Below are 22721 nucleotides of genomic sequence, written 5' to 3'. Positions count from 1 at the left end.
CGCTTCGAGACCATGAATGCCCTGCTCGGCTATCTCACGGAGAACTGCTGTGGTGGCAATCCGTGTTCGCCGGTGTCCTCTTGTTCCGTCGCCACGGAGTCCTGAACCATGAAGCGCTTCCACGTCCACGTCAGCGTGGCCGACCTGCCGGCCAGCATCCGCTACTACTCGGCCCTGTTCGCTGCCGAACCCACTGTCGTCCGGGACGACTACGCCAAGTGGGCGCTCGACGACCCGCGCGTGAACTTCGCGATCTCCAATCGCACGGAGAAGCTCGGCGTCGACCATCTCGGCATCCAGGTAGAGACCGACGCGGAGCTGGCCGAGACGCAGACGCGCCTCGCCAGCGCCGACCTGCCCCTGCAGTCCCAGTCCGAGACGAACTGCTGCTACGCGACCTCGAACAAGCACTGGTCAGTGGACCCAACGGGGATCGCTTGGGAATCGTTTCACACGCTTGGTGGCGCGCCGACCTATGGTGAGTCACGGGAGCGGAGCGCCGAGGCCGCCGCGTGCTGCGTGCCGGTCCAATTGAGCGCCACGCCGAAGCCAACCGCCAAGACCGCCTGCTGCACGCCGGAATCCGGCTGCTGCTGAGCACTCCCTGACCCGCCTCCCGCATCGGGACCTCGCGCGAGGAGGCACCCGCTCGCCCCAACGTCGCTCAATCGCCCAACAACCACCATGTCCGACAAGACTTTCAACGTGCTGGTGCTGTGCACCGGCAATTCCGCCCGCAGCGTCATGGCCGAAGCGCTGTTCAATGTGCTCGGCAAGGGACGCTTTCACGCCTACAGCGCCGGCAGCCATCCCTCTGGCACGGTCAATCCCTTTGCCATCGAGCGCTGCCAGTCGATCGGCTACGACACCTCTGGCCTGCGCAGCAAGAACTGGGATGAGTTCGCCCTGCCCGACGCACCCAGGATGGACTTCGTCATCACCGTCTGCGACCAGGCCGCGGGCGAGATCTGCCCGATCTGGCCCGGCACGCCCATCACGGCACAAGGGGGCTTCATGGACCCCGCCGCCATCCAGGGCTCCGATGACGAGAAGCGCAAGGTGTTCGACCAGGTCTTCCGTCAGATCCTCAATCGCGTCAGCCAGTTCGTGAACCTGCCGCTGCACGTGCTGGACCATAACGCCATCCAGAAGGAGATGCGCGCCATCGGCGAGCAGCCTGTGGAGGCCGGGCAATGAGCACGGCGCAACGGTCCGCCGCAGCGGCACAACCCAGCGCCATTGGCTTCTTCGAGCGCTACCTGACCGTCTGGGTGGCGCTCTGCATCGTGGCGGGCATCCTGCTCGGTCAATGGCTGCCACCGGTCTTTCAGGCCATTGGCGCCATGGAGGTCGCACAGGTGAACCTGCCGGTCGGCGTGCTGATCTGGATCATGATCATCCCGATGCTGATCAAGATCGATTTCGGTGCCATGGGCCAGGTCGCGGGACACTGGCGCGGCATCGGCGTGACGCTCTTTGTGAACTGGCTGGTCAAGCCGTTCTCCATGGCGCTGCTGGGCTGGATCTTCATCCGACACCTGTTCGCTGGCTGGCTGCCAGTGGATCAACTCGACAGCTATATCGCTGGCCTGATCCTGCTGGCGGCGGCACCCTGCACGGCGATGGTGTTTGTCTGGTCCCAGCTCTGCAAGGGCGATCCGTACTTCACGCTGTCGCAGGTCGCGCTCAACGACGCGATCATGGTCGTCGCCTTCGCGCCCGTCGTCGCGCTGCTGCTGGGTCTGTCGTCGATCACGGTGCCCTGGGATACGCTAATCACCTCGGTGGCCCTCTACATTGTGGTGCCGGTGCTGATCGCACAGGTCATCCGCAAGGCACTTCTGGCACGGGGCGAAGCCACCTACAAGCGTGTAGTTTGCGCGCTGGGTCCCTACTCGATCACCGCCCTGCTCGCGACGCTGGTGCTGCTGTTTGGCTTCCAGGGCAATGCCATCGTCGAACAGCCATTGATCATCCTGCTGCTGGCCGTACCGATCCTGATTCAGGTCTTGCTGAACTCCGGCCTGGCCTATCTGCTCAACCGCAAGCTCGGCGTGGCCCATTGCGTGGCCGGCCCATCCGCCCTGATCGGCGCCAGCAACTTCTTCGAACTGGCCGTGGCCACCGCCATCAGCCTGTTCGGCTTCCAATCCGGCGCGGCGCTCGCCACCGTCGTCGGCGTGCTGATCGAAGTCCCCGTGATGCTGTTCGTCGTGGGCGTGGTCAACCGCTCACAGCACTGGTACGAATCGCACTGAGATACCCCATGACCGTCACCATCTATCACAACCCGGCGTGCGGTACGTCGCGCAACACGCTGGCCATGATCCGCAATGCGGGCATCGAGCCCACCGTCATCCAGTACGTGAACACGCCACCCGACCGGCAGACCTTGCAGGCGATGATCCGCGATGCCGGGCTCACTGTGCGCGAAGCGATCCGCGAGAAGGGTACGCCCTATGCCGAGCTTGGCCTTGGTGATCCAGCACTCACCGACGACCAGTTGCTCGATGCCATGCTGGCCCATCCGATCCTGATCAACCGGCCATTCGTCGTCACCGAGTTAGGCGTGCGGCTATGCCGGCCGTCGGAACTCGTGCTGGACATCCTGCCGGCGCCGCAGCAAGGCGCCTTCACCAAGGAAGACGGCGAGGCCGTCATCGACGCGCAAAGGCGGAGGGTCCGATGACCGCGGGTCTGCCCAATATCGTCCATGCGGTGCTCGGATACGCCCGACCTCTATAAGCTGGAACCGCCACGCGCCGGCACCCACCCGCCGCGCATCCTGCTGCCCTACGGCTCGCTGCGCGAAACGTCGCCACCCGCATGGCGTGGCTACCCAAACCACCGCCCCAAAGAAAAACCCCGCACGGAGGCGGGGTTTTTTTCTTTGCAGAGACTGCCTGCAAGGCACGGGGTCAGAACGGAATATCGTCGTCCATGTCCTCGAAGCCGTTCGACGGGGCTTGCTGCTGACGGCGCTGGCCGCCCTGCTGGCCGCCACCGCCACCTTGGCCGCCCTGAGCGCGGCCGCCACCGTAGCCACCGCCGCCGCCTTGCGATTCGCGGCTGTAGCCACCGCCACCGCCGGCACCACCGCCGTAGCCGCCTTCGTCGCCGCCGCCGCCGCCCTGGCGGGCGCCCAGCATCTGCATCTGGTCAGCCACGATTTCGGTGCTGTACTTGTCCTGGCCGGACTGGTCCTGCCACTTGCGGGTGCGGATGCGGCCTTCGATATAGACCGACGAACCCTTGCGCAAGTATTGACCGGCGATCTCGGCCAGCTTGCCGAAGAAGGCGATGCGGTGCCATTCGGTCGCTTCCTTGAACTCGCCACTCTGCTTGTCCTTGTAGCGGTCGGTCGTCGCGAGCCGGATGTTGGTCACGGCGTCGCCGCTGGGCATGTAGCGGGTTTCGGGGTCGGCGCCCAGATTGCCGACGAGGATGACTTTGTTGACCGATGCCATATAAGAGTTCTCCAAGGACCGCGCCCTTTCAGCGCGGCGTTAAACGTAGTGCGAGATTCGCAAGAAATAACCGGGCCCGCGACCGTCACCCGGCACAGGCCCATGACCGGACGACCGTAAACGACATCACGCGCCGTTCGGAACACTCCGTCGGGCGCGTGTCGAATGCTACCGCCGATGTCAGGAAAAAGCGTGTCGGGCTTTTGCGGATAGGTGAAAAAGTGTGTCTAAGCCGCCACTGCCGGGGCGCCATCCTTGCTGCGAGCCGGCGGCGCCTTCATGCTCCAGGCGATTATAAGCCAGAGGAGCAGCACCGCCGCGCAGGCCACGAACACCGCCGGACGGCCCTGGTGCTTGAGCAGCCAGCCGCCCGCGACACCGCCCAGGGCAAGGCCCAGCGACTGCGTCGTGTTGTAAACGCCGAGCGCGGCGCCGCGGCTGGCGGCCGCGTAGCGCGACACCAGCGACGGCTGCATGGCCTCCAGCACGTTGAACGCGACGAAGAACAGCAGCAGCACGCCGACGATCGGCCACAATCCGTGCACGGTGGCAAACATCAGCTGCACGGCCGTCATCAGCGCGACCGACGCCAGCAGCACCGGCCGCACCTTGCCGTAGCGTTCGGCGGCCATCATCGGCGCCAGCATCAGCAGGAACGACACCAGCACCACGGGCAGATAGACCTTCCAGTGCTGGTCCAGCGGCATGCCGGCGTCGCTGAGCATCGTCGGCACCACCATGAACATCGCCACCTGGCTGGCATGCAACGCCAGCACGCCCACGTTCAGGCGGATCAGGTCGGCATTGAGCAGCACCTTGCGGAATGGCATCTGCACCGGATGGGGCGGCGGCGGGTTGGGCACCACGAACAGGGTCACGCCGATGGCCAGGACACCCAGCACGCCCATCAGCCCGAAGATGCCCGACATGCCGATGCTGTGCAGCAGCGGCGAGGCAATCACCAGCGACAGCGCAAACGTCAGTCCAATGCTGCCGCCGACCATCGCCATGGCTTTTGTACGATGCCGTTCGCGTGTCAGGTCGGCGATGCAGGCCGTAATGGCCGCCGAGATCGCGCCCATGCCCTGCAACGCGCGGCCGACCGTGATGCCGGTCAGCGTATCGGAAAAGGCAGCGACCAGCGCGCCGGCCACGAACAGCAGCAGGCCGGCAACCATGACCGGCTTGCGGCCCACGCGGTCGGACAGCCAGCCCAGCGGGATATGCAGGAAGGCCTGCATCAGGCCGTAGATGCCCATCGCCACGCCGACGCGCTGTGCGTCGTGCCCGTCGGGCAGCGAACGCGCGTATTCGGCGAAGACGGGCAGGATCAGGAACAGGCCCAGCATGCGCAGGGCAAAGATGCTGGCCAGCGACAGGCTGGCGTGCAGCTCGCCGCGGGTCATGCGGTCGCGCACGGGTTCGGCGCGGGTGGGCTCGTTGGAAAGGCTGGGTGAGGAAGGGGGGATCGACGGCATTGCGGTCGTAGGTGGAATTCTGGCTCGGTCGCTGGCTCGGTCAGCCTGGCAGCTTCGACACGCGCTGGCGCCCGGAAGTTGCCCGGACGTTGCCTTGTCTGGCATCGCAGACATCCACGCAACAGACGCGGCCGCGATGCCTGCGGCCCCGCCGGCACGTCGCCGTCTTCAGTCCGTTTGGCGCCGGGTAACCCCGGAAACCGAAGTTCGGTATATTAGCAGGTTTGCTTCTCGCGCTTGTTCCATCACGTCCGGCTTTGGATCGGCGTGAAATGTGCGCGAAGCGGCAGGCTGGCGCCCTTGTCCGGGGCGCCCCAGGCGTCTGGCCAGGCACATCGAATTTCCGCGGGACCGACCTGCTCGCAGGCCGCCCACCGGGCGAACGAACGGTATATGGAAGAAATCAAGATCCGTGGGGCGCGTACCCACAACCTGAAGAACATCAACCTGGACCTGCCGCGCAACAAGCTCGTGGTGATCACGGGCCTGTCCGGCTCCGGCAAGTCCTCGCTGGCGTTCGATACCCTCTACGCCGAGGGCCAGCGCCGGTACGTGGAATCGCTGTCCGCCTACGCCCGCCAGTTCCTGCAACTGATGGAAAAGCCAGATGTCGACCTGATCGAAGGGCTGTCGCCCGCCATTTCGATCGAGCAGAAGGCCACCAGCCACAACCCGCGCTCCACGGTCGGCACGGTCACCGAGATCCACGACTACCTGCGCCTGCTCTACGCCCGCGCCGGCACGCCCTACTGCCCCGACCACAACATCGCGCTGCAGGCCCAGAGCGTGTCGCAGATGGTGGATGCCGCACTGGCGCTGCCCGAAGACACCAGGCTGATGATCCTGGCGCCCGTGGTGTCCGACCGCAAGGGCGAGCATTCCGACCTGTTCGATTCGATGCAGGCGCAGGGCTTCGTGCGCTTCCGCATCCGCTCGGGCGGCGGCACGGCGCACGAGGCCGAGGCGAAGGTCTATGAAGTGGACAGCCTGCCGAAGCTCAAGAAGACCGAAAAGCACTCGATCGACGTGGTGGTGGACCGCGTGAAGGTGCGCGCCGACATCAAGCAGCGCCTCGCCGAATCGTTCGAGACCGCCCTGCGCCTGGCCGACGGCCGCGCGCTCGCGCTGGAAATGGATACCGGCCGCGAGCACATGTTCAGCTCGCGCTTTGCCTGCCCGATCTGCTCGTATTCGCTGCAGGAACTGGAACCGCGCCTGTTCTCGTTCAACAACCCGATGGGCGCCTGCCCGAGCTGCGACGGCCTGGGCCAGATCACGTTCTTCGACCCGAAGCGCGTGGTGGCCTTTCCCAACCTGTCGCTGGCCTCGGGCGCCATCAAGGGCTGGGACCGCCGCAACCAGTTCTACTTCCAGATGCTGCAGAGCCTGGCGGCGTTTTACGACTTCGACACCGAGACGGCATTCGAGGACCTGCCCGCCGAAGTGCAGCAGGTGGTGCTGCACGGCTCGGGCGAGCAGGAAATCCCGTTTACGTACATCAACGAGCGCGGCCGCACCACGGTACGCTCGCATGCGTTCGAGGGGATCATTCCGAACCTGGAACGCCGCTATCGCGAGACCGATTCGGTGGCGGTGCGCGAGGAACTGGCCAAGTACCAGAACAACCAGGCCTGCCCGGCCTGCCACGGCACGCGCCTGCGTACCGAGGCCCGCCATGTGAAGATCGGCGAGGACGACCAGGCGCGCGCGATCTACGAGATCAACGGCCTGCCGCTGCGCGACGCGCTCACGTGGTTCCTGACGCTGAACCTGCACGGCGCCAAGCGCGAGATCGCCGACAAGATCGTCAAGGAGATCTCGGCGCGGCTGAACTTCCTGAACAACGTGGGGCTCGACTACCTGTCGCTGGAGCGCAGCGCCGACACGCTGTCGGGCGGCGAGGCCCAGCGCATCCGCCTGGCCTCGCAGATCGGCTCGGGCCTGACCGGCGTGATGTACGTGCTGGACGAGCCGTCGATCGGCCTGCACCAGCGCGACAACGACCGCCTGATCGGCACGCTCAAGCACCTGCGCGACATCGGCAATTCCGTGCTGGTGGTGGAGCACGACGAGGACATGATCCGGGCCTGCGACTACGTGGTCGACATCGGCCCCGGCGCCGGCGTGCATGGCGGGATGATCGTGGCCGAAGGCACGCCCGCGCAGATCGAGCAGTCGCCGGCGTCGCTGACTGGCCAGTACCTGTCGGGCCAGCGCAGCATCGAGGTGCCGAAGAAGCGCGCCGCGCCCGACCCGGAGCGGCTGCTGCGCATCGTCAATGCCACGGGCAACAACCTGCGCAACGTGTCGGCCGAGATCCCGGTGGGCCTGCTGACGTGTATCACCGGCGTGTCGGGCTCGGGCAAGTCCACGCTGATCAACGACACGCTCTACAACGCCGTGGCGCGCCACCTGTATGGCTCGACGGCCGAACCGGCGCCGCACGACCAGATCGAGGGGCTGGAAAACTTCGACAAGGTCATCAACGTCGACCAGAGCCCGATTGGCCGCACGCCGCGCTCGAACCCGGCCACCTACACGGGCCTGTTCACGCCGATCCGCGAACTGTTCGCGGGCGTGCCGGCAGCCAAGGAGCGCGGTTACGATCCCGGCCGGTTCTCGTTCAACGTCAAGGGCGGCCGCTGCGAGTCGTGCCAGGGCGACGGCGTGATCAAGGTCGAGATGCACTTCCTGCCGGACGTCTACGTGCCGTGCGATGTCTGCCACGGCCAGCGTTACAACCGCGAAACGCTGGAGGTGCTGTACAAGGGCAGGAACATCTCCGAGGTGCTGGACCTGACCGTGGAGCAGGCCCACGAATTCTTCAGCGCCGTGCCCGTGGTGCGCCGCAAGCTGCAGACGCTGCTGGACGTGGGCCTGGGTTATATCCGGCTTGGACAATCGGCTACGACGCTGTCAGGCGGCGAGGCGCAGCGGGTGAAGCTGTCGCTGGAACTGTCCAAGCGCGACACGGGCCGCACGCTGTACATCCTGGACGAGCCGACCACCGGGCTGCACTTCCACGACATCGAACTGCTGCTGGCCGTGATCCAGAAGCTGCGCGACCATGGCAATACCGTGGTCATCATCGAGCACAACCTGGACGTCATCAAGACGGCTGACTGGCTGATCGACATGGGCCCCGAGGGCGGTGCGGGCGGCGGCCAGGTCATCGCCAAGGGCACGCCGGAAGCCGTGGCGGCCAGCAAGGCGAGCTTTACCGGCAAGTACCTGGCGCCGCTGCTGAAGCGGAAATAAGGCGCCCGACGGTTCAGGCGGGCGGCGTGCCTAGCGCGCCTCCGCCACGTCGCCGATCTTGTCGGGCGTGTCTTCCTTCATGCGGCTGCGGTTCATCAGCCCGGCCTGCTCCAGCACCGGGTAGGCAGTGGCGCAGAACAGCGAATTGAGCCGCTTCATTTCGCTGATCACGTCCAGGTGCAGCGAACTCGTCTCGATACTTTCGACGGTCTGGACAGCCACGCGCTGCAGGTGCGAGCGCGCGTACTTGCGTTCCAGGTCGCGGAAATTGGCCTTCTCGGCCATCAACTGCTGTGCGCTGCGGATATCGCCGGTCAGGAACACCGACAAACCCAGGCGCAGATTGCCCACGACGCGCGCGTGCATCTCGGCGATTTCCTGCATGCCGGCCTCCGAGAACGACAGGTTGTGCGCGATCTTCTTCTCCCGGGCGTCGACGATGACACGCTCGATCAGATCCCCCGCATGCTCCAGGTTGATGGTCAGCGAGATGATTTCCGTCCAGCGCTGGCCGTCGCGTTCGTCCAGCGCCTCGGTGCTGATCTGGGTCAGGTAGAGCTTGATCGCGGTGTACAGGTCGTCCACCTCGTTGTCGATCCGGCACGTGGCGTTGGCCAGCTTCAGGTCGTTGGTGCGCAGCACGCGCAGCAGGTTGTCGAGCATCTGCTCCACGCGGTCGCCGATGCGCAGCACCTCGCGCGCGGCATTCGACAGCGCCAGCGTGGGCGTGGACAGCGCGGCGGGGTCCAGGTGGCGCGGCGTCACCTGGCTGTCGCCGGTGTTGCGGCCGGGCAGGATGGCTTCGCACAGGCGCGCCAGCGGCGCCGTGGCCCCCAGCAGCACCACGGCCAGCGCCACATTGAACAACAGGTGGAAATTGACGATCAGCCGTTGCGGATCGGCATCCAGATGGGCCAGCAGGTCCTCGGCCTGGGTCAGCAGCGGCAGAGCGATCACGCAGCCCAGCAGCCGCGACAGCAGGTTGCCCAGTGTCACACGCTTGCCGGGCTGGTTGTTGCCCGACGTGGTCAGCAGCGCGGAGATGCCGGAGCCCAGGTTGGCGCCCAGCACCAGCGCCAGCGCCACGTGGATCGACACCACGCCGGCCGACGCCAGCGCGCCGCAGAACAGCACCACGGCCAGACTGGAATAACAGAGGATGGTCAGGAAAGCGCCGATCAGCATGTCCAGCGCCGCGTCGCCGGTCAGCGTGCTGAACAGCACCTTGACGCCGGCGGCCTGCACGACCGGGCGCGTGGCAATCGAAATCAGCTCCAGCGCCAGCGTGATCAGGCCCAGCCCGATCAGCACCCGGCCCACGTGGCCGGCCTTGCTGCCCTTCCAGCTCAGATGCAGGATCACGCCGACAAAGATCAGCAGCGGCGACAACCACGACAGGTCGAGCGAGAACACCTGCACCATCACGGCCGTGCCCACGTTCGCGCCCAGCATGATGGCCAGCGCCGGGGCCACGGCGATCAGGCCCTGGCCCACGAAGGAGCTGACGATGACGGCGGTGGCATTGCTGCTCTGCACCAGCCCGGTCACGCCCAGGCCGGCCACGAATGCCTTGAAGCGGTTCGACACGCTGGCGGATAGCACATGGCGCAGATTGGCACCGTACACGCGCAGGATGCCGACCTTGACGATATTGGTGCCCCAGACCAGGAGCGCCACGCCGGAGAGGAGATGAAGCAGTACGCCCATTGTGCGTCCCTTGTGACCGGTGCCGGCGGGTGGCAGGAGGCGTGCCGCCCGGTCATCGCGTTGTTATCAAAGGGGCATTATGCGCCCCGCTGTCATACGGGGCAATTGGACGGGGTCCGACGTCCGCCGAAGCGTTGCGTCGAGGTCAGTGGCCTTCGAACTTGCAGACCGTAAACAGCGGCAGGCCGCTGCCGTGCAGCAGCTTCGAACCGCCCAGCTCGGGCAGATCGACGATTGCCGCGCCCTCCACCACCGTGGCGCCCAGGCGTTCCAGCAGCTTGCGGCCGGCCATCATGGTGCCGCCCGTGGCGATCAGGTCGTCGATCAGCAGCACGCGGTCGCCGGCCTTGCAGGCATCGGCGTGGATTTCCACGGTGGCGCTGCCGTATTCAAGCTCGTACTCCTCGGCCACGGTCTGGAACGGCAGCTTGCCCTTCTTGCGGATGGGCACGAAGCCCAGGTTCAGCTCGTACGCGATGATCGAGCCCAGGATGAAGCCGCGGGCGTCGATGCCGGCTACGAGGTCCAGTTGCTGGTCCATGTAGCGGTGGACGAACACGTCGATCAGCACGCGCAGCGTCTTGGGGTTTTGCAGCAGCGGGGTGATGTCGCGAAACTGGACGCCGGGCTGCGGCCAGTCCGGCACGGTGCGGATGCGGTCACGCAGGTAGCCGGTGACATCGCCGAGATCGGGGGACTGGATGATGGGATCTGCCATGGGGAATCTGTCTGGAAAGAGTTCATGCGGTAACGGGCTACCACCCGCGATCCGCCTGGCCGCCGCACAATGGCCTGGCCGCTTGGGCGTCCGCAACCCGTAACCATACAGGAGACAGCTATGGCAAAGAAGATTCTGATGCTGGTCGGCGATTTCGCCGAGGACTACGAGACCATGGTGCCGTTCCAGGCACTGCAGATGGTGGGCCACACGGTGCACGCGGTCTGTCCCGACAAGAAGGCCGGTGACGCCTGCGCCACCGCCATCCATGACTTCGAGGGCGATCAGACCTACACCGAAAAGCGCGGCCACAATTTCACGCTCAATGCCACCTTCGCCGACGTGAACCCGGCCAGCTACGACGCCCTGGTGATTCCGGGCGGCCGCGCGCCCGAATACCTGCGCCTGAACGACCGGGTGATCGAGATCGTGCGCCACTTCGCCCAGGCCAGCAAGCCGATCGCGGCAGTCTGCCATGGCGCCCAGCTGCTGGCGGCCGCCGGCGTGCTGGAAGGCCGCACCTGCTCGGCCTACCCCGCCTGCGCGCCCGAAGTACGACTGGCCGGTGGCAAGTACGCCGACATCCCCGTGGACCAGGCCCATACCGACGGCAACCTCGTGACCGCCCCGGCGTGGCCGGCACATCCGGCCTGGCTGGCACAGTTTCTTGCCGTGCTGGGAACGCGGGTCGTAGAGTAGAGGCTTCCGAACGCGGCCAGCCCGGCCGCGGCGCACGGGAGTTCGCATGTGTGAGATCTTCATCCGAGCCAATCCGGATTCGTACCAGACCCAGTCGCGGTCGCTGCGCCTGCACGGCGTGGCGACCAGCATCCGCCTGGAAACCCTCTTCTGGGAAGTGCTGGAAGAACTGGCGCAGCGCGACGGCATGAGCGTCAACCAGCTGCTGGCGCGCCTGCACGACGAACTTGCCGAACATCGCGGCGAGGCCTCGCTCACCGCCAACTTCGCGTCGTTCCTGCGCGTGTGCTGCATGCGATACTTATTGCTGCAGAACGAAGGCCGCATTCCCGCCGATACCAACGTGCCGATCCGGTCGCTCGACGCCCGGGCGGTCTTGAGTGATTTGCCCGCGTCCTGGGTGGATGGCGCCAGCGCCCGCCGACCGGCCAGCCAGGGCGGACGGCAAACACACCCCGCCTGACGCAGCCGCCTACTGCCTCACCAGCCGTTCTTCGGCCGATTCCAGCGCCTCCGGCGTGCCACGCAGCACAACGATGTCGCCCGGCTCCAGTACGGTTTCGGGCTGGGGATCGAAGGCCCGGATGCCGCGCCGGCGCACCGCCGTGACCTCCACGCCGATCCGCTCCAGCCCAAGCGTGCCCAGGCGCCGCCCCACGGCCGTATGCTCGGGCCCGAGCGATACCGAATGCAGCCGCACGGTATCGCGCTCCACCATGTCCTCCTCGTCGTCGCGGCCATGGAAGTAGCCGCGCAGCAGGCTGTAGCGCGCGTCGCGCGCCTGCTGCACGCCGCGCACCACCCGGCGCATCGGCACGCCCAGCAGCACCAGCGCGTGCGACGCCAGCATCAGGCTGCCCTCGATGATTTCCGGCACCACCTCGGTGGCCCCGGCCTTCTGCAGCGTGTCGAGTTCCGAATCGTCCACGGTGCGCACGATCACCGGCATCGCGGGCGCCAGTTCCTGCACGTGGTGCAGCACCTTCACCGCCGACGCCGTATTGGCGTACGTAATCACCACCAGCGCGGCCCGGTGGATACCGGCGGCGATCAGCGATTCGCGCCGCCCGGCATCGCCATAGACCACGGTGTCGCCGGCCGCGGCGGCCTCGCGCACGCGGTCGGGGTCGAGGTCCAGCGCCACATAGGTAATGCCCTCGCGCTCCAGCATGTGCGCCAGGTTCTGCCCGCTGCGGCCGTAGCCGCAGATGATGGCGTGTTTTTCGGTCTGCAGGCTCTGGGCCGCGATGCGGGTCATGTTCAGCGACTGCATCAGCCATTCGTTGGCGGCAAAGCGCAGCACGATAGCGTCGCTGTACTGGATCAGGAAGGGCGCGGCCAGCATCGACAGCAGCATCGACGCCAGGATCACCTGGATCAGCACCGGGTCCACCAGCCCCATGCCGTCGATCTGGTTCAGCAGCACGAAACCGAATTCGCCGGCCTGCGCCAGCCCCAGGCCGGTACGGATGGCCACGCCCTGGCGCGACCCGAACAGCCGCGCCAGGCCGGTGATCAGCACCAGCTTGAACAGGATCGGCAGCACCAGCAGGCCCAGCACCAGCCAGATATGGTCGAACACCACGCGCACGTTGAGCAACATGCCGATGGTGACGAAGAACAGGCCCAGCAGCACGTCGCGGAACGGCTTGATGTCTTCTTCCACCTGGTGGCGGTACGGGGTCTCGGAGATCAGCATGCCGGCCATGAACGCGCCCAGCGCCATCGACAGGCCCAGCCGCTCGGTCAGCGCGGCCATGCCCAGCGTGACCAGCAGCAGGTTCAGCATGAACAGTTCCTGCGACCGGCGCGCCGCCACGATGTGGAACCAGCGGCTCATCAGCTGCTGCCCGACAAAGAAGATCAGGCCCAGGGCCACCACGATCTTGACCGTGGCCAGCCCCAGCGCCCAGGCCAGGTCGCCGGGGTCGCGCGACAGCGCCGGGATGATGATCAGCAGCGGCACCACGGCCAGATCCTGGAACAGCAGCACGCTGATGATGTTGCGGCCGTGCTCGCTTTCCAGTTCCATGCGCTCGGACAGCATCTTCACGACGATGGCCGTCGACGACATGGCCAGCGCGCCGCCCAGCGCCACCGACGCCTGCCAGCTCAGCGGGAACGCCCAGCTGAAAAGCCAGCTGGCCGGCAGCACGGCCAGCAGCGACAGCGCCACCTGCGACCCGCCCAGCCCGAACACCTGCCGCTTCATGGCGCGCAGCTTGCTCAGGCTGAACTCCAGGCCGATCGAGAACATCAGGAAGACCACGCCGAATTCGGCCAGGTACTTGGTCTGACCCGTATCGCTGGCCAGCCCCAGTGCGTGGGGGCCGATCAGGATGCCAACCGCCAGGTAGCCCAGCATGGGCGGCAGTTGCAGCATGCGGAAGGCCACCACGCCAAAAACGGCGGCGGCCAGCAGCACGAGGGTCAGTTCCAGCGGAGAATGCATTCGGCAGGCTTCAAAAACGACGGCCGGGCACGCGCCTGAGCCGGCATCTGCACCCCGCCGGCAAAAGACGGCAAGCGCGGCGGTCGTCCGGGCAGCCGGGCGGGTTGCCGGGCCAGACGCCATCGCATTCGTTGGTATACTCCAGCGCCATGATAGCCAATTTCGATGCGAATCGAGCACTCGCGCTCGCTCGCCACACCCTCCAGATCGAGGCCGACGCCGTTTCGGCGCTGGCCGGCCGCCTGACCCCCGCCTTCACCCGGGCCGTTGAGATGATTCTCGGCTGTACGGGCCGCGTGGTGGTCTCGGGCATCGGCAAGTCAGGCCATATCGGCCGCAAGGTGGCCGCCACGCTGGCGTCCACGGGCACGCCATCGTTCTTCGTCCATCCGGCCGAGGCCAGCCATGGCGACCTCGGCATGATCACGCGCGACGACGTGCTGATCGCCTTCTCGAATTCCGGTGAAACGGCCGAGCTGCTGTCGATCGTTCCGATCGTCAAGCGCATTGGCGCCGGGCTGATTTCGATCACGGGCAACCCCGAATCGAACCTGGCCAAGCTGTCGGACGCCCACCTGGACGGCGCCGTGGCGCAGGAAGCCTGCCCGCTGAATTTGGCCCCCACGGCCAGCACCACGGCCGCGCTGGCCCTGGGCGACGCCCTGGCGGTGGCCGTGCTCGACGCCCGCGGCTTTGGCGAGGAAGACTTTGCCCGCTCGCACCCGGGCGGTGCGCTGGGCCGCAAGCTGCTGACCCACGTGCGCGATGTCATGCGCACCGGCAACGCCGTGCCGGAGGTGCGCGAAAGCACGCCGCTGGCCCAGGCGCTGATGGAAATCACGCGCAAGGGCATGGCCATGACCGCCGTGGTGGACCCCGACGGCCGGGCCGTGGGCGTGTTCACCGACGGCGACCTGCGCCGCCTGCTGGAAACCCCGCGCGACTGGAAGACCGTCCCGATCGGCGAGGTCATGCACCACAACCCGCGTACGGTCCATCTGGACCAGCTCGCCGTGGAAGCCGTGCAGATCATGGAAACGAACCGCATCAACCAGTTGCTCGTCGTCGATGGCGACGGCCGCCTGGTGGGCGCGCTCCATATCCATGACCTGACGCGCGCCAAGGTCATCTGAACGATGCCGGACTTCCTGTCCAGACTCACCGGCATGATCATGCGGCTGCTGCCGCTGCTGCTGATGGCCATCGTCGCCGGCAGCACGTTCTGGCTGGTGCAGCTGAACTCGCCGCGCGAGGCCAGCGAGCAGTCGCGCGCCAAGCGCCATGAGCCCGACTACTGGATGGAGCGATTCTCGGCCACCGAACTGGCCGAGGACGGCACCACCAAGCTGCGCTTCACGGGCGTCAAGATGGTGCACTTCGAGGACGACCAGACCTACGAGGTGACCACGCCGGCGATGCGTTCGTACGAGCCGGACCGCCCGCCCGTGACGGCCAACTCACAGCGCGGCACCATGAACGCCGAAGGTTCGATCATCGATCTCTACGGCAATGCGTTCGTGGTCCGGCAGGCCGGCATCGACCCGTCCAAGGATCCGCGCATGACGGCGGCATCGCAATACTTCCAGCTGCTGGTCAATGACGACATCGTCAAGACCGACAAGGCGGTGGAGCTGACGCGCGGCCCGTCGGTCATGACAGCCAACGGCATGATCTTCAACAACGTCACCCGCGAAGTACAATTGCTGGGTAACGTACGCGGCACCATCATCATGAACTCGCCGCAGGGGCAGGCCAGGACCCAGTGACCCCGGGGGACGCAAACGCTCCGGCGCATCCTGGCCGCCGTCTTTATCTCACCATTCGCCAACCATGACTGCATCCCTGACGACATCGCCCTGTCGCCGCCTCGCGCCCGCCCTGCTGGCGACCATCGCCGCCCTCGGCCTGACGCTGGCCGCACCGGCCTTTGCCGAGCGCGCCGACCAGGGCAAGCCGCTGGTGCTCGAGGCCGACAACGCCAGCTACGATGACGTCAAGCAGATCTACACCCTCACCGGCAACGTGGTGCTGACCAAAGGCACCATGGTGCTGAAGTCCGACGCGGCCGAACTGCGCACCGACCCCGAGGGCTACCAGTACGCCATCGCCACGTCCAAGCCCGGCCGTCAGGCGTATATCCGCCAGAAGCGGGACGGCGTGGACGAGTACATCGACGGCTGGGGCGACCGCATCGAATACGACGGCAAGTCGGAGATCAACAAGCTGATCGGGCACGCCCGCGCGGCGCGCGTGTCGGGCGTCGGCGCGAAGATCATCGACGAGATCCGCGGCGCGGTCATTACCTACGACAGCCGCAACGAGTACTACACCGCCGCTGGCGGCGACAACAACACCACGGCCGGCAATACCTCGGGCCGCGTGCGCGCGGTGCTGTCGCCGCGCTCGGACGCCAGCGCTCCCGCCGCGGCCGGCGCGCCGCTGGACCTGAAGCCGTCCACCACGCCCAAGCCTTAACGTCTTACTCCAGCCAGTCCTGATGAACGATTCCGCCACGCTCGCCGCCTCTGCCCCGTCCTCCGCATCGGCCGTCCGCACCGACAGCAGCACGCTGGTCGTGCGTCACCTGAAGAAACGCTACGGTACGCGCACGGTGGTCAAGGACGTGTCGCTCGATGTGAAAAGCGGCGAGGTGGTGGGGCTGCTCGGCCCCAACGGCGCTGGCAAGACCACGTCGTTCTACATGATCGTGGGGCTGGTGGCGCTGGACGAAGGCGACATCGTGCTCGACGACGAGCACATCAGCGGACTGGCCATTCACGAACGCGCCCGCATGGGCCTTTCCTACCTGCCGCAGGAAGCGTCGGTCTTCCGCAAGCTCAACGTGGAAGAGAACATCCGCGCGGTGCTGGAACTGCAGGTGGAAAACGGCAAGCCGCTGCCCAAGGCCGAGATCGAACGCCGCCTGGATTCGCTGCTTGACGACCTGCAGATCGCGCACCTGCGCAATAATCCGGCGCTGTCGCTGTCGGGCGGCGAGCGCCGCCGCGTGGAAATCGCGCGCGCGCTGGCGTCGTCGCCGCGCTTCATCCTGCTGGACGAACCGTTTGCCGGCGTGGACCCGATCGCCGTGGGCGAAATCCAGCGTATCGTCAGCTTCCTGAAGGCGCGCAATATCGGCGTGCTGATTACCGACCACAACGTGCGGGAAACGCTGGGCATCTGCGACCACGCGTACATCATCAGCGAAGGCACCGTGCTGGCCGCCGGCCAGCCCGAGGAAATCATCGCCAACGAGTCGGTACGACGCGTCTACCTGGGCGAAAACTTCCGCATGTGAGCCCGCGGCCGCCTCTCCGGCCGCACTTTCGGCAGGTCACCGGCAGGTCATTTTTACCGCACTTGCCCACGGTTATTTCAAAGCCGTTTCCGATCAGGACGCCGAAGCGATAGGTTGTAGCAAATTCCGTTCCAACAACGGAAAGATGCGCATAGAATAGGTCGCATGAAACCTTCGCTTCAGCTCCGCCTCTCCCAGCATCTGGCCCTGACGCCGCAACTGCAGCAGTCCATTCGGCTGCTTCAGCTTTCCACGCTCGAACTGCAACAGGAGGTGGAACAGGCACTGACGGAAAACCCGCTGCTGGAACGCGAGAACGACTGGATCGAAAGCCCCTTGCGCGTGGCGGCTGACGGCTCGGTCAACCTGCAGAGCGCCCCCGCGCCGGCCCCGGCCGAGCCGCAGGCCAATGGCGACGACCGCAGCGAGCGTGCGTCCGGCGGCGACGAAGAAGGCTTCAGCGATTCCGGCGGCGAGGACTACGGCAACGACTGGAGCCTCGACGACTTCGCGCGCCGTCCGCAGAACGACGAAGACGAAAAGACGCCGATGCAGTTGCGCGATGCGGACCCGACGCTGCGCGAATACCTGATGGAACAGCTGACGCCGCTCAAGATTTCGGCGCGCGACAAGGGCCTCGCCATCTTCCTGATCGAATCGCTCGACGACGACGGATACCTGAGTGCGTCACTCGAGGAAATCTGCACCGAGCTGCCCGAAGAACTGGAATTCGAGGTGGAAGAAGTGCAGGCCATGCTGACGCTGCTGCAGAGCTTCGATCCGCCGGGGGTGGGCGCGCGCAATGCCGCCGAATGCCTGAGCCTGCAGTTGAAGCGGCTGCAGCATCCGCAGCGCGAACTGGCCCTGTCCATCGTCAATCATCATCTTGAGTTGCTGGCAGTCAGGGATTACACGCGCCTCAAGAAAGCACTCCAGGTTGACGAAATTGCACTAAAGGCGGCGCACGATCTGATCCGCTCGCTGGCACCGTACCCAGGGCATGCGTACAGCCGGCCCGAGGCCGATTTCGTGGTGCCCGATGTGTTCGTGCGCAAGAGCGGCAGCGGCTGGATTGCACAGCTGAATCCGGACGTGATGCCGCGCCTGCGCATCAACGACATGTACGCGCAGATCTTGCGCGGTGCAAAAGGAGAAGCGGGGGCTGCGGGACTGCAGCAGAAGCTGCAGGAAGCCCGGTGGCTTATCAAGAACATCCAGCAGAGATTCGACACGATCCTGCGTGTGGCGCAGGCGATTGTGGAGCGTCAGAAGAACTTTTTTTCGCACGGCGAAATAGCGATGCGCCCCTTGGTTTTGCGGGAAATTGCCGATACACTCGGTTTACATGAGTCGACCATTTCCCGGGTGACCACGAACAAATACATGGCCACGCCAATGGGTACTTTCGAGTTGAAGTACTTCTTTGGTAGCCACGTCTCCACGGAGACGGGCGGCGCGGCCTCTTCCACGGCGATCCGCGCGCTGATCAAGCAACTGATAGGAGCCGAAGAACCCAGGAATCCTCTTTCCGACAGCCGCATCGCCGAATTGCTGGGCGAACAGGGCTTTGTGGTCGCACGCCGCACGGTGGCCAAATATCGCGAAGCACTGAAGATCCCCGCAGTCAATCTCCGCAAGTCTTTGTAGCCGAGCCGCAACCGCCTGCCTGGTGCGGCTCTTTCAGAAGGAGAAGCGCTATGAACTTCAAGATCAGTGGACACCACCTCGACATCACGCCGCCGCTGCGTGAGTATGTGGAAACGAAACTGGAGCGAATTGTCAGGCATTTCGATCAGGTCATTGGCGTGAGCGTGCTGCTATCTGTCGACAACCACAAGGAAAAGGACAAGCGTCAGTACGCGGAAATCAATCTGCATCTCAAGGGCAAGGACATCTTCGTCGAAGCGCACCATGAAGACCTGTACGCGGCGATCGATTGTCTGGTCGACAAGCTCGACCGGCAGGTGATCCGCTACAAGGACCGCGTGCAAGGTCATGACCGGGAAGCGGTCAAGTACCAGATGGCTGAAGCCCAACTGCAGCAACAATAGGCTGGCAAATCCTTAACTGCCCCTTGTGGCGGACAACAGCGTCCACCGAGAGGACTGACAGGAAGAGAGCAAAGCCGCGCATCTGCGCGGCTTTTTTGATGGCCGCCCGCCCTGGCCGGGCTGAAATTCTCCGTTACCTTAGCACCACGGCGGAAACCATTTGATTCGCCGGAGGTGTTCGCATCTGGCGCGGCTCGGTGTATGCTGCGCCATACAAGAACGACAGGCAGAACGGTCCCGGTGACTCGCACGGCATACCGCATGACGGAAGATCATGCACGCGCCGGCGGCAATATCCGGGTGGGCAATCCGGCCGGCCGATCCGCGGCACCACCCGCGGCGCCGGCGCTGCAGTGCACAAGCGCGCTGTGGCCCTGCTCTATAATGAGCCGGACGCTCCAATGCGGGCGTCCACCAAGCACTCGATATCCTGAATTGCCCCATCCGGCGGGACGGCGTTTGTGCGCCGTATCGCCAACCTGACTTCTCGTGCATCGCCCATGAATCGTTTGGCCAAATTGCTGCCACCCGGCAACATCCACCTCGACGTCACCGTCACCAGCAAGAAGCGGGTCTTCGAGCAAGCCGGGCTCCTGTTCGAGAACAACCATGGTGTGGCCCGCGCCACCGTCACGGACAATCTTTTCGCCCGCGAATCGCTGGGCTCGACCGGCCTGGGTGCCGGCGTGGCCATCCCGCACGGCCGTATCAAGGGCCTGAAGCAGCCACTGGCCGGCTTCATGCGCCTGGCCGAGCCGATTCCGTTCGAATCGCCCGACGGCAAGCCGGTCTCGCTGCTGATTTTCCTGCTGGTGCCCGAACAGGCCACGCAGCAGCACCTCGAAATCCTCTCGGAAATCGCACAATTGCTGTCGGACCGCGAGATGCGCGAAGGCCTGGCGACGCTGCCCACGCCCGAAGCCGTCCACCAGTTGCTGACCGAATGGCATCCGTGACGATCCGCAGGCCGGCCTGGCTGGCCGCCTGAAGCCATACCGCCCCCCTCGTAGAAAGCATCCCGAATGGAACTCACCGGCGTCACCTCGCAGTCGATCTTCGACGACAACGCAGCCGACATCAAACTGTCGTGGGTCGCCGGTCTGGAAGGGGCCGACCGCGCCTTCGACGTCGAATTCGCTCGCGAAGCCACTTCCGCCGCCGATCTGGTGGGCCACCTGAACCTGATCCACCCGAACCGGATCCAGGTGCTGGGCAAGCCGGAAATCCAGTATTACCAGCGCCTGGACGACGAACCGCGCAAGCGCCAGATGGGGGAACTGATCCTGCTGGAGCCGCCATTCCTGGTGGTGGCCGACGGCATGGAGCCCCCGCCCGACCTGGAACTGCGCTGCACGCGCTCGTCGACCCCGCTGTTCACCACGCCGGTGTCCTCGGCGGCCGTGATCGACCATCTGCGCCTGTACCTGTCACGCATCTCCGCGCCGCGCGTGACGATGCACGGGGTGTTCCTCGACATCCTCGGCATGGGCGTGCTGATCATGGGCGAATCGGGCCTGGGCAAGAGCGAACTCGGCCTGGAACTGATTTCACGCGGCCACGGCCTCGTGGCGGACGATGCCGTCGATTTCGTCCGGCTGGGGCCCGACTTCATCGAAGGCCGTTGCCCGCCCCTGCTGCAGAACCTGCTCGAAGTGCGCGGCCTCGGCCTGCTCGATATCAAGACGATCTTTGGCGAAACGGCGGTGCGCCGGAAGATGAAGCTCAAGCTCGTGGTACAGCTGGTACGCCGCAACGATGGCGAATTCGAACGGCTGCCGCTCGATTCCCAGTACCTCGACGTGCTGGGGCTGCCGATCCACATGGTGAAGATCCAGGTGGCAGCCGGCCGCAACCTGGCCGTTCTGGTCGAAGCCGCCGTGCGCAACACGATCCTGCGGCTACGCGGCATCGATACCCTGCGCGACTTCATGGATCGCCAGCGCGCGGCCATGCAGGCGGACGTGGTATCGCGCGGCCAGGGTCGCCTGCTCTGAGCCGTTGCCGCGACCGCGTCATGCAAACGCCCGCTTCACGCGGGCGTTTTTCATTTGCTTACAAGCCCGGCGTCGCCCTTCGTCAACGAACTGCGGGCGGCCGCCGTTTTGTGCTGTAATGGGCGCCGAGCCCATGTTCCGCCAGACGCCAGCATGGCGCGCGGCCACGATGTGTTTCCACAGCCAGGAGAGAAGCATGAAGAAGCTGATCGCGATGTGTTTGCTGGTTACCCCCCTGTTCGCCACGGCCGCGTTTGCCCAGGGCGCCTCGGCTCCGGCCGCTGCCGAGAAGTCCGGCAAGACCGCGCAGCAGGAAAAGATGGCTGCCTGCTCCAAGGCCAACAAGGGCAAGAAGGGCGACGAATACAAGAAGGCGCAGAGCGAGTGCCTGTCGGCCAGCGGCCCCGCAGCCGCCGCCGAGCCGAAGACCCAGCAGGAAAAGATGGCCGCCTGCTCCAAGGCCAACAAGGGCAAGAAGGGCGACGAATACAAGAAGGCACAGAGCGAGTGCCTGTCGGCCAAGCCGGCAACCTGATCGGACCCGATTACGGCGATTTCCCCTCGAAAATGGCGAATCCTCTGCGATTCGCCATTTTTGTCTGCGACAACCTGTCATGACGCGGTTATCTTGCGGTGCTATCCTTGCGTCGCTATGCGGATCATTCTCATCACCGGAATTTCCGGTTCCGGCAAGTCTGTCGCCCTGAACGTCCTGGAAGATGCAGGCTACTACTGCGTCGACAACCTGCCGGCCCAGTTCATCCCCGAACTCACGGCCTATCTGGCCGACCAGGGGTATTCCCATCTTGGCGTGGCCACCGACATTCGCAGCCGCGAGTCGCTGGCGCGGCTGCCGGACACCGTCCGCGAGCTTTCCGCCCATCATCAGGTGCAGGTGCTGTTCCTGACGGCCAATACCGATGCGCTGGTGCAGCGGTATTCGGAGACGCGGCGCCGCCACCCGCTGTCGCCCCGTGTCGACGTGGGCGCGGGCGGTGTGCAGCCGGGCGTCCAGGAGGGGGCCGACGCAGGCGCCCCGGGCGCAACGGGCAGCACGTCGCTGATCGAAGCCATCGAAATGGAACGCGAGCTGCTCAGCCCGTTGTCCGAGTCGGCCCATCGCATCGATACCAGCAATGTGCGCACCAACACGCTGCGCAGCTGGGTCAAGGAGCTGATTCGCAACGACAGCACCAGCGGCCAGTCGCTCACGCTGCTGTTCGAATCGTTCGGCTTCAAGCACGGGGTGCCAAGCGACGCGGACATGGTGTTCGATGTGCGCTCGCTGCCAAACCCCTACTACGACCTGGCCCTGCGCCCGCTGACCGGCCGTGACGCGCCGGTGGTGGACTTCCTGCAGAGCCAGCCGATGGTGCTGGCAATGGCCGAGGACATCCGTGCCTATGTCGAGAAGTGGCTGCCGAGTTTCATTGCCGACAACCGCAGCTACCTGACCGTGGCCATCGGCTGCACGGGCGGCCAGCATCGGTCGGTGTTCATCGCCGAACGACTCGCCAACTATTTCCGGGCGCATGGTAATGTGCTGGTCAGACACCGCGAATTGGCCCCGGCCGGCTGACACGCGGGCTTGAGGGGCGG

22 protein-coding genes and 2 pseudogenes are annotated in these 22721 nt (G+C 65.5%); 19 read left to right on the top strand and 5 right to left on the bottom strand.

Going from position 1 to position 22721, the window contains the following annotated elements; genetic code table 11:
- From BLQ58_RS29600 to BLQ58_RS29595, 6 genes and pseudogenes are all read left to right on the top strand, one after another.
- A pseudogene (locus BLQ58_RS29600) lies at positions 1 to 105 on the top strand (transcriptional regulator); the annotation flags it as partial.
- Between the two features lie 3 nt (positions 106 to 108).
- Positions 109 to 597 carry an ArsI/CadI family heavy metal resistance metalloenzyme gene (locus BLQ58_RS26120; protein ID WP_029051502.1) on the top strand — a complete coding sequence of 163 codons (489 nt, stop codon included), beginning with the start codon at positions 109 to 111 and terminating at the stop codon, positions 595 to 597.
- 87 nt (positions 598 to 684) lie between these two features.
- On the top strand, positions 685 to 1197 hold the full coding sequence (locus BLQ58_RS26115; RefSeq protein ID WP_029051501.1) for an arsenate reductase ArsC: 513 nt from the start codon (positions 685 to 687) through the stop codon (positions 1195 to 1197).
- Entirely contained in the window at positions 1194 to 2258 is a 1065-nt protein-coding gene (arsB, locus tag BLQ58_RS26110) for an ACR3 family arsenite efflux transporter (RefSeq protein WP_029051500.1), read from the top strand. Before BLQ58_RS26115 ends, arsB begins: the two co-directional genes overlap by 4 nt.
- Positions 2259 to 2266: 8 nt before the next feature.
- Positions 2267 to 2689, top strand: a complete 423-nt coding sequence (gene arsC / locus BLQ58_RS26105; protein WP_092603225.1) for an arsenate reductase (glutaredoxin) — start codon at positions 2267 to 2269, stop codon at positions 2687 to 2689.
- A pseudogene (locus BLQ58_RS29595) lies at positions 2686 to 2818 on the top strand (arsenical resistance protein ArsH); the annotation flags it as partial. The gene arsC and the pseudogene BLQ58_RS29595, both read left to right, overlap by 4 nt.
- Before the next feature lie 100 nt (positions 2819 to 2918).
- Here BLQ58_RS29595 and BLQ58_RS26100 read toward each other — a convergent pair.
- Both BLQ58_RS26100 and BLQ58_RS26095 read right to left on the bottom strand, forming a co-directional pair.
- Positions 2919 to 3467 carry a single-stranded DNA-binding protein gene (locus BLQ58_RS26100; RefSeq protein WP_092603223.1) on the bottom strand — a complete coding sequence of 183 codons (549 nt, stop codon included), beginning with the start codon at positions 3465 to 3467 and terminating at the stop codon, positions 2919 to 2921.
- A gap of 227 nt (positions 3468 to 3694) precedes the next feature.
- Positions 3695 to 4945 (bottom strand): MFS transporter, encoded by a 1251-nt coding sequence (locus BLQ58_RS26095; protein ID WP_092603221.1) that lies wholly within the window; start codon positions 4943 to 4945, stop codon positions 3695 to 3697.
- A gap of 393 nt (positions 4946 to 5338) precedes the next feature.
- Here BLQ58_RS26095 and uvrA point away from each other — a divergent pair, with 393 nt between their 5' ends.
- Positions 5339 to 8203: an excinuclease ABC subunit UvrA gene (gene uvrA, locus BLQ58_RS26090; RefSeq protein ID WP_092603218.1), complete on the top strand. Its 2865-nt coding sequence runs from the start codon at positions 5339 to 5341 to the stop codon at positions 8201 to 8203.
- A gap of 30 nt (positions 8204 to 8233) precedes the next feature.
- Here uvrA and BLQ58_RS26085 read toward each other — a convergent pair whose 3' ends face one another.
- Positions 8234 to 9910 (bottom strand): Na/Pi cotransporter family protein, encoded by a 1677-nt coding sequence (locus tag BLQ58_RS26085; protein ID WP_092603216.1) that lies wholly within the window; start codon positions 9908 to 9910, stop codon positions 8234 to 8236.
- Between the two features lie 145 nt (positions 9911 to 10055).
- Positions 10056 to 10628 carry an adenine phosphoribosyltransferase gene (locus tag BLQ58_RS26080; protein WP_066739657.1) on the bottom strand — a complete coding sequence of 191 codons (573 nt, stop codon included), beginning with the start codon at positions 10626 to 10628 and terminating at the stop codon, positions 10056 to 10058.
- Between the two features lie 120 nt (positions 10629 to 10748).
- On the opposite strand from BLQ58_RS26080, the gene BLQ58_RS26075 reads away from it, so the two are divergent.
- The gene (locus tag BLQ58_RS26075) at positions 10749 to 11327 is read left to right on the top strand and encodes a DJ-1/PfpI family protein (protein ID WP_092603214.1); all 579 of its coding nucleotides are present in this window, start codon (positions 10749 to 10751) and stop codon (positions 11325 to 11327) included.
- A gap of 46 nt (positions 11328 to 11373) precedes the next feature.
- The gene (locus tag BLQ58_RS26070; RefSeq protein WP_092603212.1) at positions 11374 to 11790 is read left to right on the top strand and encodes a ribbon-helix-helix domain-containing protein; all 417 of its coding nucleotides are present in this window, start codon (positions 11374 to 11376) and stop codon (positions 11788 to 11790) included.
- Between the two features lie 9 nt (positions 11791 to 11799).
- Here BLQ58_RS26070 and BLQ58_RS26065 read toward each other — a convergent pair whose 3' ends face one another.
- Positions 11800 to 13779: a monovalent cation:proton antiporter family protein gene (locus tag BLQ58_RS26065; RefSeq protein WP_092603210.1), complete on the bottom strand. Its 1980-nt coding sequence runs from the start codon at positions 13777 to 13779 to the stop codon at positions 11800 to 11802.
- Positions 13780 to 13928: 149 nt separating this feature from the next.
- On the opposite strand from BLQ58_RS26065, the gene BLQ58_RS26060 reads away from it, so the two are divergent.
- The 10 genes from BLQ58_RS26060 (at position 13929) to rapZ (ending at position 22701) form a co-directional block, all read left to right on the top strand.
- The gene (locus BLQ58_RS26060; protein WP_092603247.1) at positions 13929 to 14912 is read left to right on the top strand and encodes a KpsF/GutQ family sugar-phosphate isomerase; all 984 of its coding nucleotides are present in this window, start codon (positions 13929 to 13931) and stop codon (positions 14910 to 14912) included.
- 3 nt (positions 14913 to 14915) lie between these two features.
- The gene (gene lptC, locus BLQ58_RS26055; protein WP_092603208.1) at positions 14916 to 15545 is read left to right on the top strand and encodes an LPS export ABC transporter periplasmic protein LptC; all 630 of its coding nucleotides are present in this window, start codon (positions 14916 to 14918) and stop codon (positions 15543 to 15545) included.
- A 64-nt stretch (positions 15546 to 15609) separates the two neighbouring features.
- Entirely contained in the window at positions 15610 to 16254 is a 645-nt protein-coding gene (gene lptA, locus BLQ58_RS26050) for a lipopolysaccharide transport periplasmic protein LptA (RefSeq protein WP_092603206.1), read from the top strand.
- A gap of 22 nt (positions 16255 to 16276) precedes the next feature.
- Positions 16277 to 17077: an LPS export ABC transporter ATP-binding protein gene (lptB, locus tag BLQ58_RS26045; RefSeq protein WP_092603204.1), complete on the top strand. Its 801-nt coding sequence runs from the start codon at positions 16277 to 16279 to the stop codon at positions 17075 to 17077.
- Between the two features lie 165 nt (positions 17078 to 17242).
- Positions 17243 to 18724, top strand: coding sequence for an RNA polymerase factor sigma-54 (locus tag BLQ58_RS26040; RefSeq protein WP_092603202.1), 1482 nt, complete (start codon positions 17243 to 17245; stop codon positions 18722 to 18724).
- A gap of 50 nt (positions 18725 to 18774) precedes the next feature.
- The gene (gene raiA, locus BLQ58_RS26035) at positions 18775 to 19128 is read left to right on the top strand and encodes a ribosome hibernation-promoting factor, HPF/YfiA family (RefSeq protein WP_066739680.1); all 354 of its coding nucleotides are present in this window, start codon (positions 18775 to 18777) and stop codon (positions 19126 to 19128) included.
- 500 nt (positions 19129 to 19628) lie between these two features.
- The gene (gene ptsN / locus BLQ58_RS26030) at positions 19629 to 20084 is read left to right on the top strand and encodes a PTS IIA-like nitrogen regulatory protein PtsN (protein WP_066739687.1); all 456 of its coding nucleotides are present in this window, start codon (positions 19629 to 19631) and stop codon (positions 20082 to 20084) included.
- A gap of 66 nt (positions 20085 to 20150) precedes the next feature.
- Positions 20151 to 21122, top strand: a complete 972-nt coding sequence (gene hprK, locus BLQ58_RS26025) for an HPr(Ser) kinase/phosphatase (protein ID WP_092603200.1) — start codon at positions 20151 to 20153, stop codon at positions 21120 to 21122.
- A 196-nt stretch (positions 21123 to 21318) separates the two neighbouring features.
- Positions 21319 to 21657 carry a PsiF family protein gene (locus BLQ58_RS26020; RefSeq protein WP_092603198.1) on the top strand — a complete coding sequence of 113 codons (339 nt, stop codon included), beginning with the start codon at positions 21319 to 21321 and terminating at the stop codon, positions 21655 to 21657.
- 117 nt (positions 21658 to 21774) lie between these two features.
- Positions 21775 to 22701: an RNase adapter RapZ gene (gene rapZ / locus BLQ58_RS26015; protein ID WP_092603196.1), complete on the top strand. Its 927-nt coding sequence runs from the start codon at positions 21775 to 21777 to the stop codon at positions 22699 to 22701.
- Positions 22702 to 22721 lie beyond the last annotated feature (20 nt).

Origin of the sequence: Ralstonia sp. 25mfcol4.1, from assembly GCF_900104095.1 — a bacterium.
Lineage (GTDB): Bacteria > Pseudomonadota > Gammaproteobacteria > Burkholderiales > Burkholderiaceae > Cupriavidus.
The sequence above is the reverse complement of the archived record's forward strand: the minus strand, read 5'-3'. Positions and strand labels throughout refer to the sequence as shown.

Excerpts from the sequence above, each read along its gene's own strand:
- BLQ58_RS26020 (WP_092603198.1), top strand. The coding sequence starts at position 21,319 with ATGAAGAAGCTGATCGCGATGTGTTTGCTGGTTACCCCCCTGTTCGCC.
- BLQ58_RS26040 (WP_092603202.1), top strand. The coding sequence starts at position 17,243 with ATGAAACCTTCGCTTCAGCTCCGCCTCTCCCAGCATCTGGCCCTGACG.
- arsC (WP_092603225.1), top strand. The coding sequence starts at position 2,267 with ATGACCGTCACCATCTATCACAACCCGGCGTGCGGTACGTCGCGCAAC.
- BLQ58_RS26060 (WP_092603247.1), top strand. The coding sequence starts at position 13,929 with ATGATAGCCAATTTCGATGCGAATCGAGCACTCGCGCTCGCTCGCCAC.
- BLQ58_RS26080 (WP_066739657.1), bottom strand. The coding sequence starts at position 10,628 with ATGGCAGATCCCATCATCCAGTCCCCCGATCTCGGCGATGTCACCGGC.
- BLQ58_RS26115 (WP_029051501.1), top strand. The coding sequence starts at position 685 with ATGTCCGACAAGACTTTCAACGTGCTGGTGCTGTGCACCGGCAATTCC.
- BLQ58_RS26075 (WP_092603214.1), top strand. The coding sequence starts at position 10,749 with ATGGCAAAGAAGATTCTGATGCTGGTCGGCGATTTCGCCGAGGACTAC.
- BLQ58_RS26120 (WP_029051502.1), top strand. The coding sequence starts at position 109 with ATGAAGCGCTTCCACGTCCACGTCAGCGTGGCCGACCTGCCGGCCAGC.
- BLQ58_RS26070 (WP_092603212.1), top strand. The coding sequence starts at position 11,374 with ATGTGTGAGATCTTCATCCGAGCCAATCCGGATTCGTACCAGACCCAG.
- arsB (WP_029051500.1), top strand. The coding sequence starts at position 1,194 with ATGAGCACGGCGCAACGGTCCGCCGCAGCGGCACAACCCAGCGCCATT.
- BLQ58_RS26085 (WP_092603216.1), bottom strand. The coding sequence starts at position 9,910 with ATGGGCGTACTGCTTCATCTCCTCTCCGGCGTGGCGCTCCTGGTCTGG.
- lptC (WP_092603208.1), top strand. The coding sequence starts at position 14,916 with ATGCCGGACTTCCTGTCCAGACTCACCGGCATGATCATGCGGCTGCTG.
- lptB (WP_092603204.1), top strand. The coding sequence starts at position 16,277 with ATGAACGATTCCGCCACGCTCGCCGCCTCTGCCCCGTCCTCCGCATCG.
- ptsN (WP_066739687.1), top strand. The coding sequence starts at position 19,629 with ATGAATCGTTTGGCCAAATTGCTGCCACCCGGCAACATCCACCTCGAC.
- raiA (WP_066739680.1), top strand. The coding sequence starts at position 18,775 with ATGAACTTCAAGATCAGTGGACACCACCTCGACATCACGCCGCCGCTG.
- rapZ (WP_092603196.1), top strand. The coding sequence starts at position 21,775 with ATGCGGATCATTCTCATCACCGGAATTTCCGGTTCCGGCAAGTCTGTC.
- BLQ58_RS26065 (WP_092603210.1), bottom strand. The coding sequence starts at position 13,779 with ATGCATTCTCCGCTGGAACTGACCCTCGTGCTGCTGGCCGCCGCCGTT.
- uvrA (WP_092603218.1), top strand. The coding sequence starts at position 5,339 with ATGGAAGAAATCAAGATCCGTGGGGCGCGTACCCACAACCTGAAGAAC.
- hprK (WP_092603200.1), top strand. The coding sequence starts at position 20,151 with ATGGAACTCACCGGCGTCACCTCGCAGTCGATCTTCGACGACAACGCA.
- lptA (WP_092603206.1), top strand. The coding sequence starts at position 15,610 with ATGACTGCATCCCTGACGACATCGCCCTGTCGCCGCCTCGCGCCCGCC.
- BLQ58_RS26100 (WP_092603223.1), bottom strand. The coding sequence starts at position 3,467 with ATGGCATCGGTCAACAAAGTCATCCTCGTCGGCAATCTGGGCGCCGAC.
- BLQ58_RS26095 (WP_092603221.1), bottom strand. The coding sequence starts at position 4,945 with ATGCCGTCGATCCCCCCTTCCTCACCCAGCCTTTCCAACGAGCCCACC.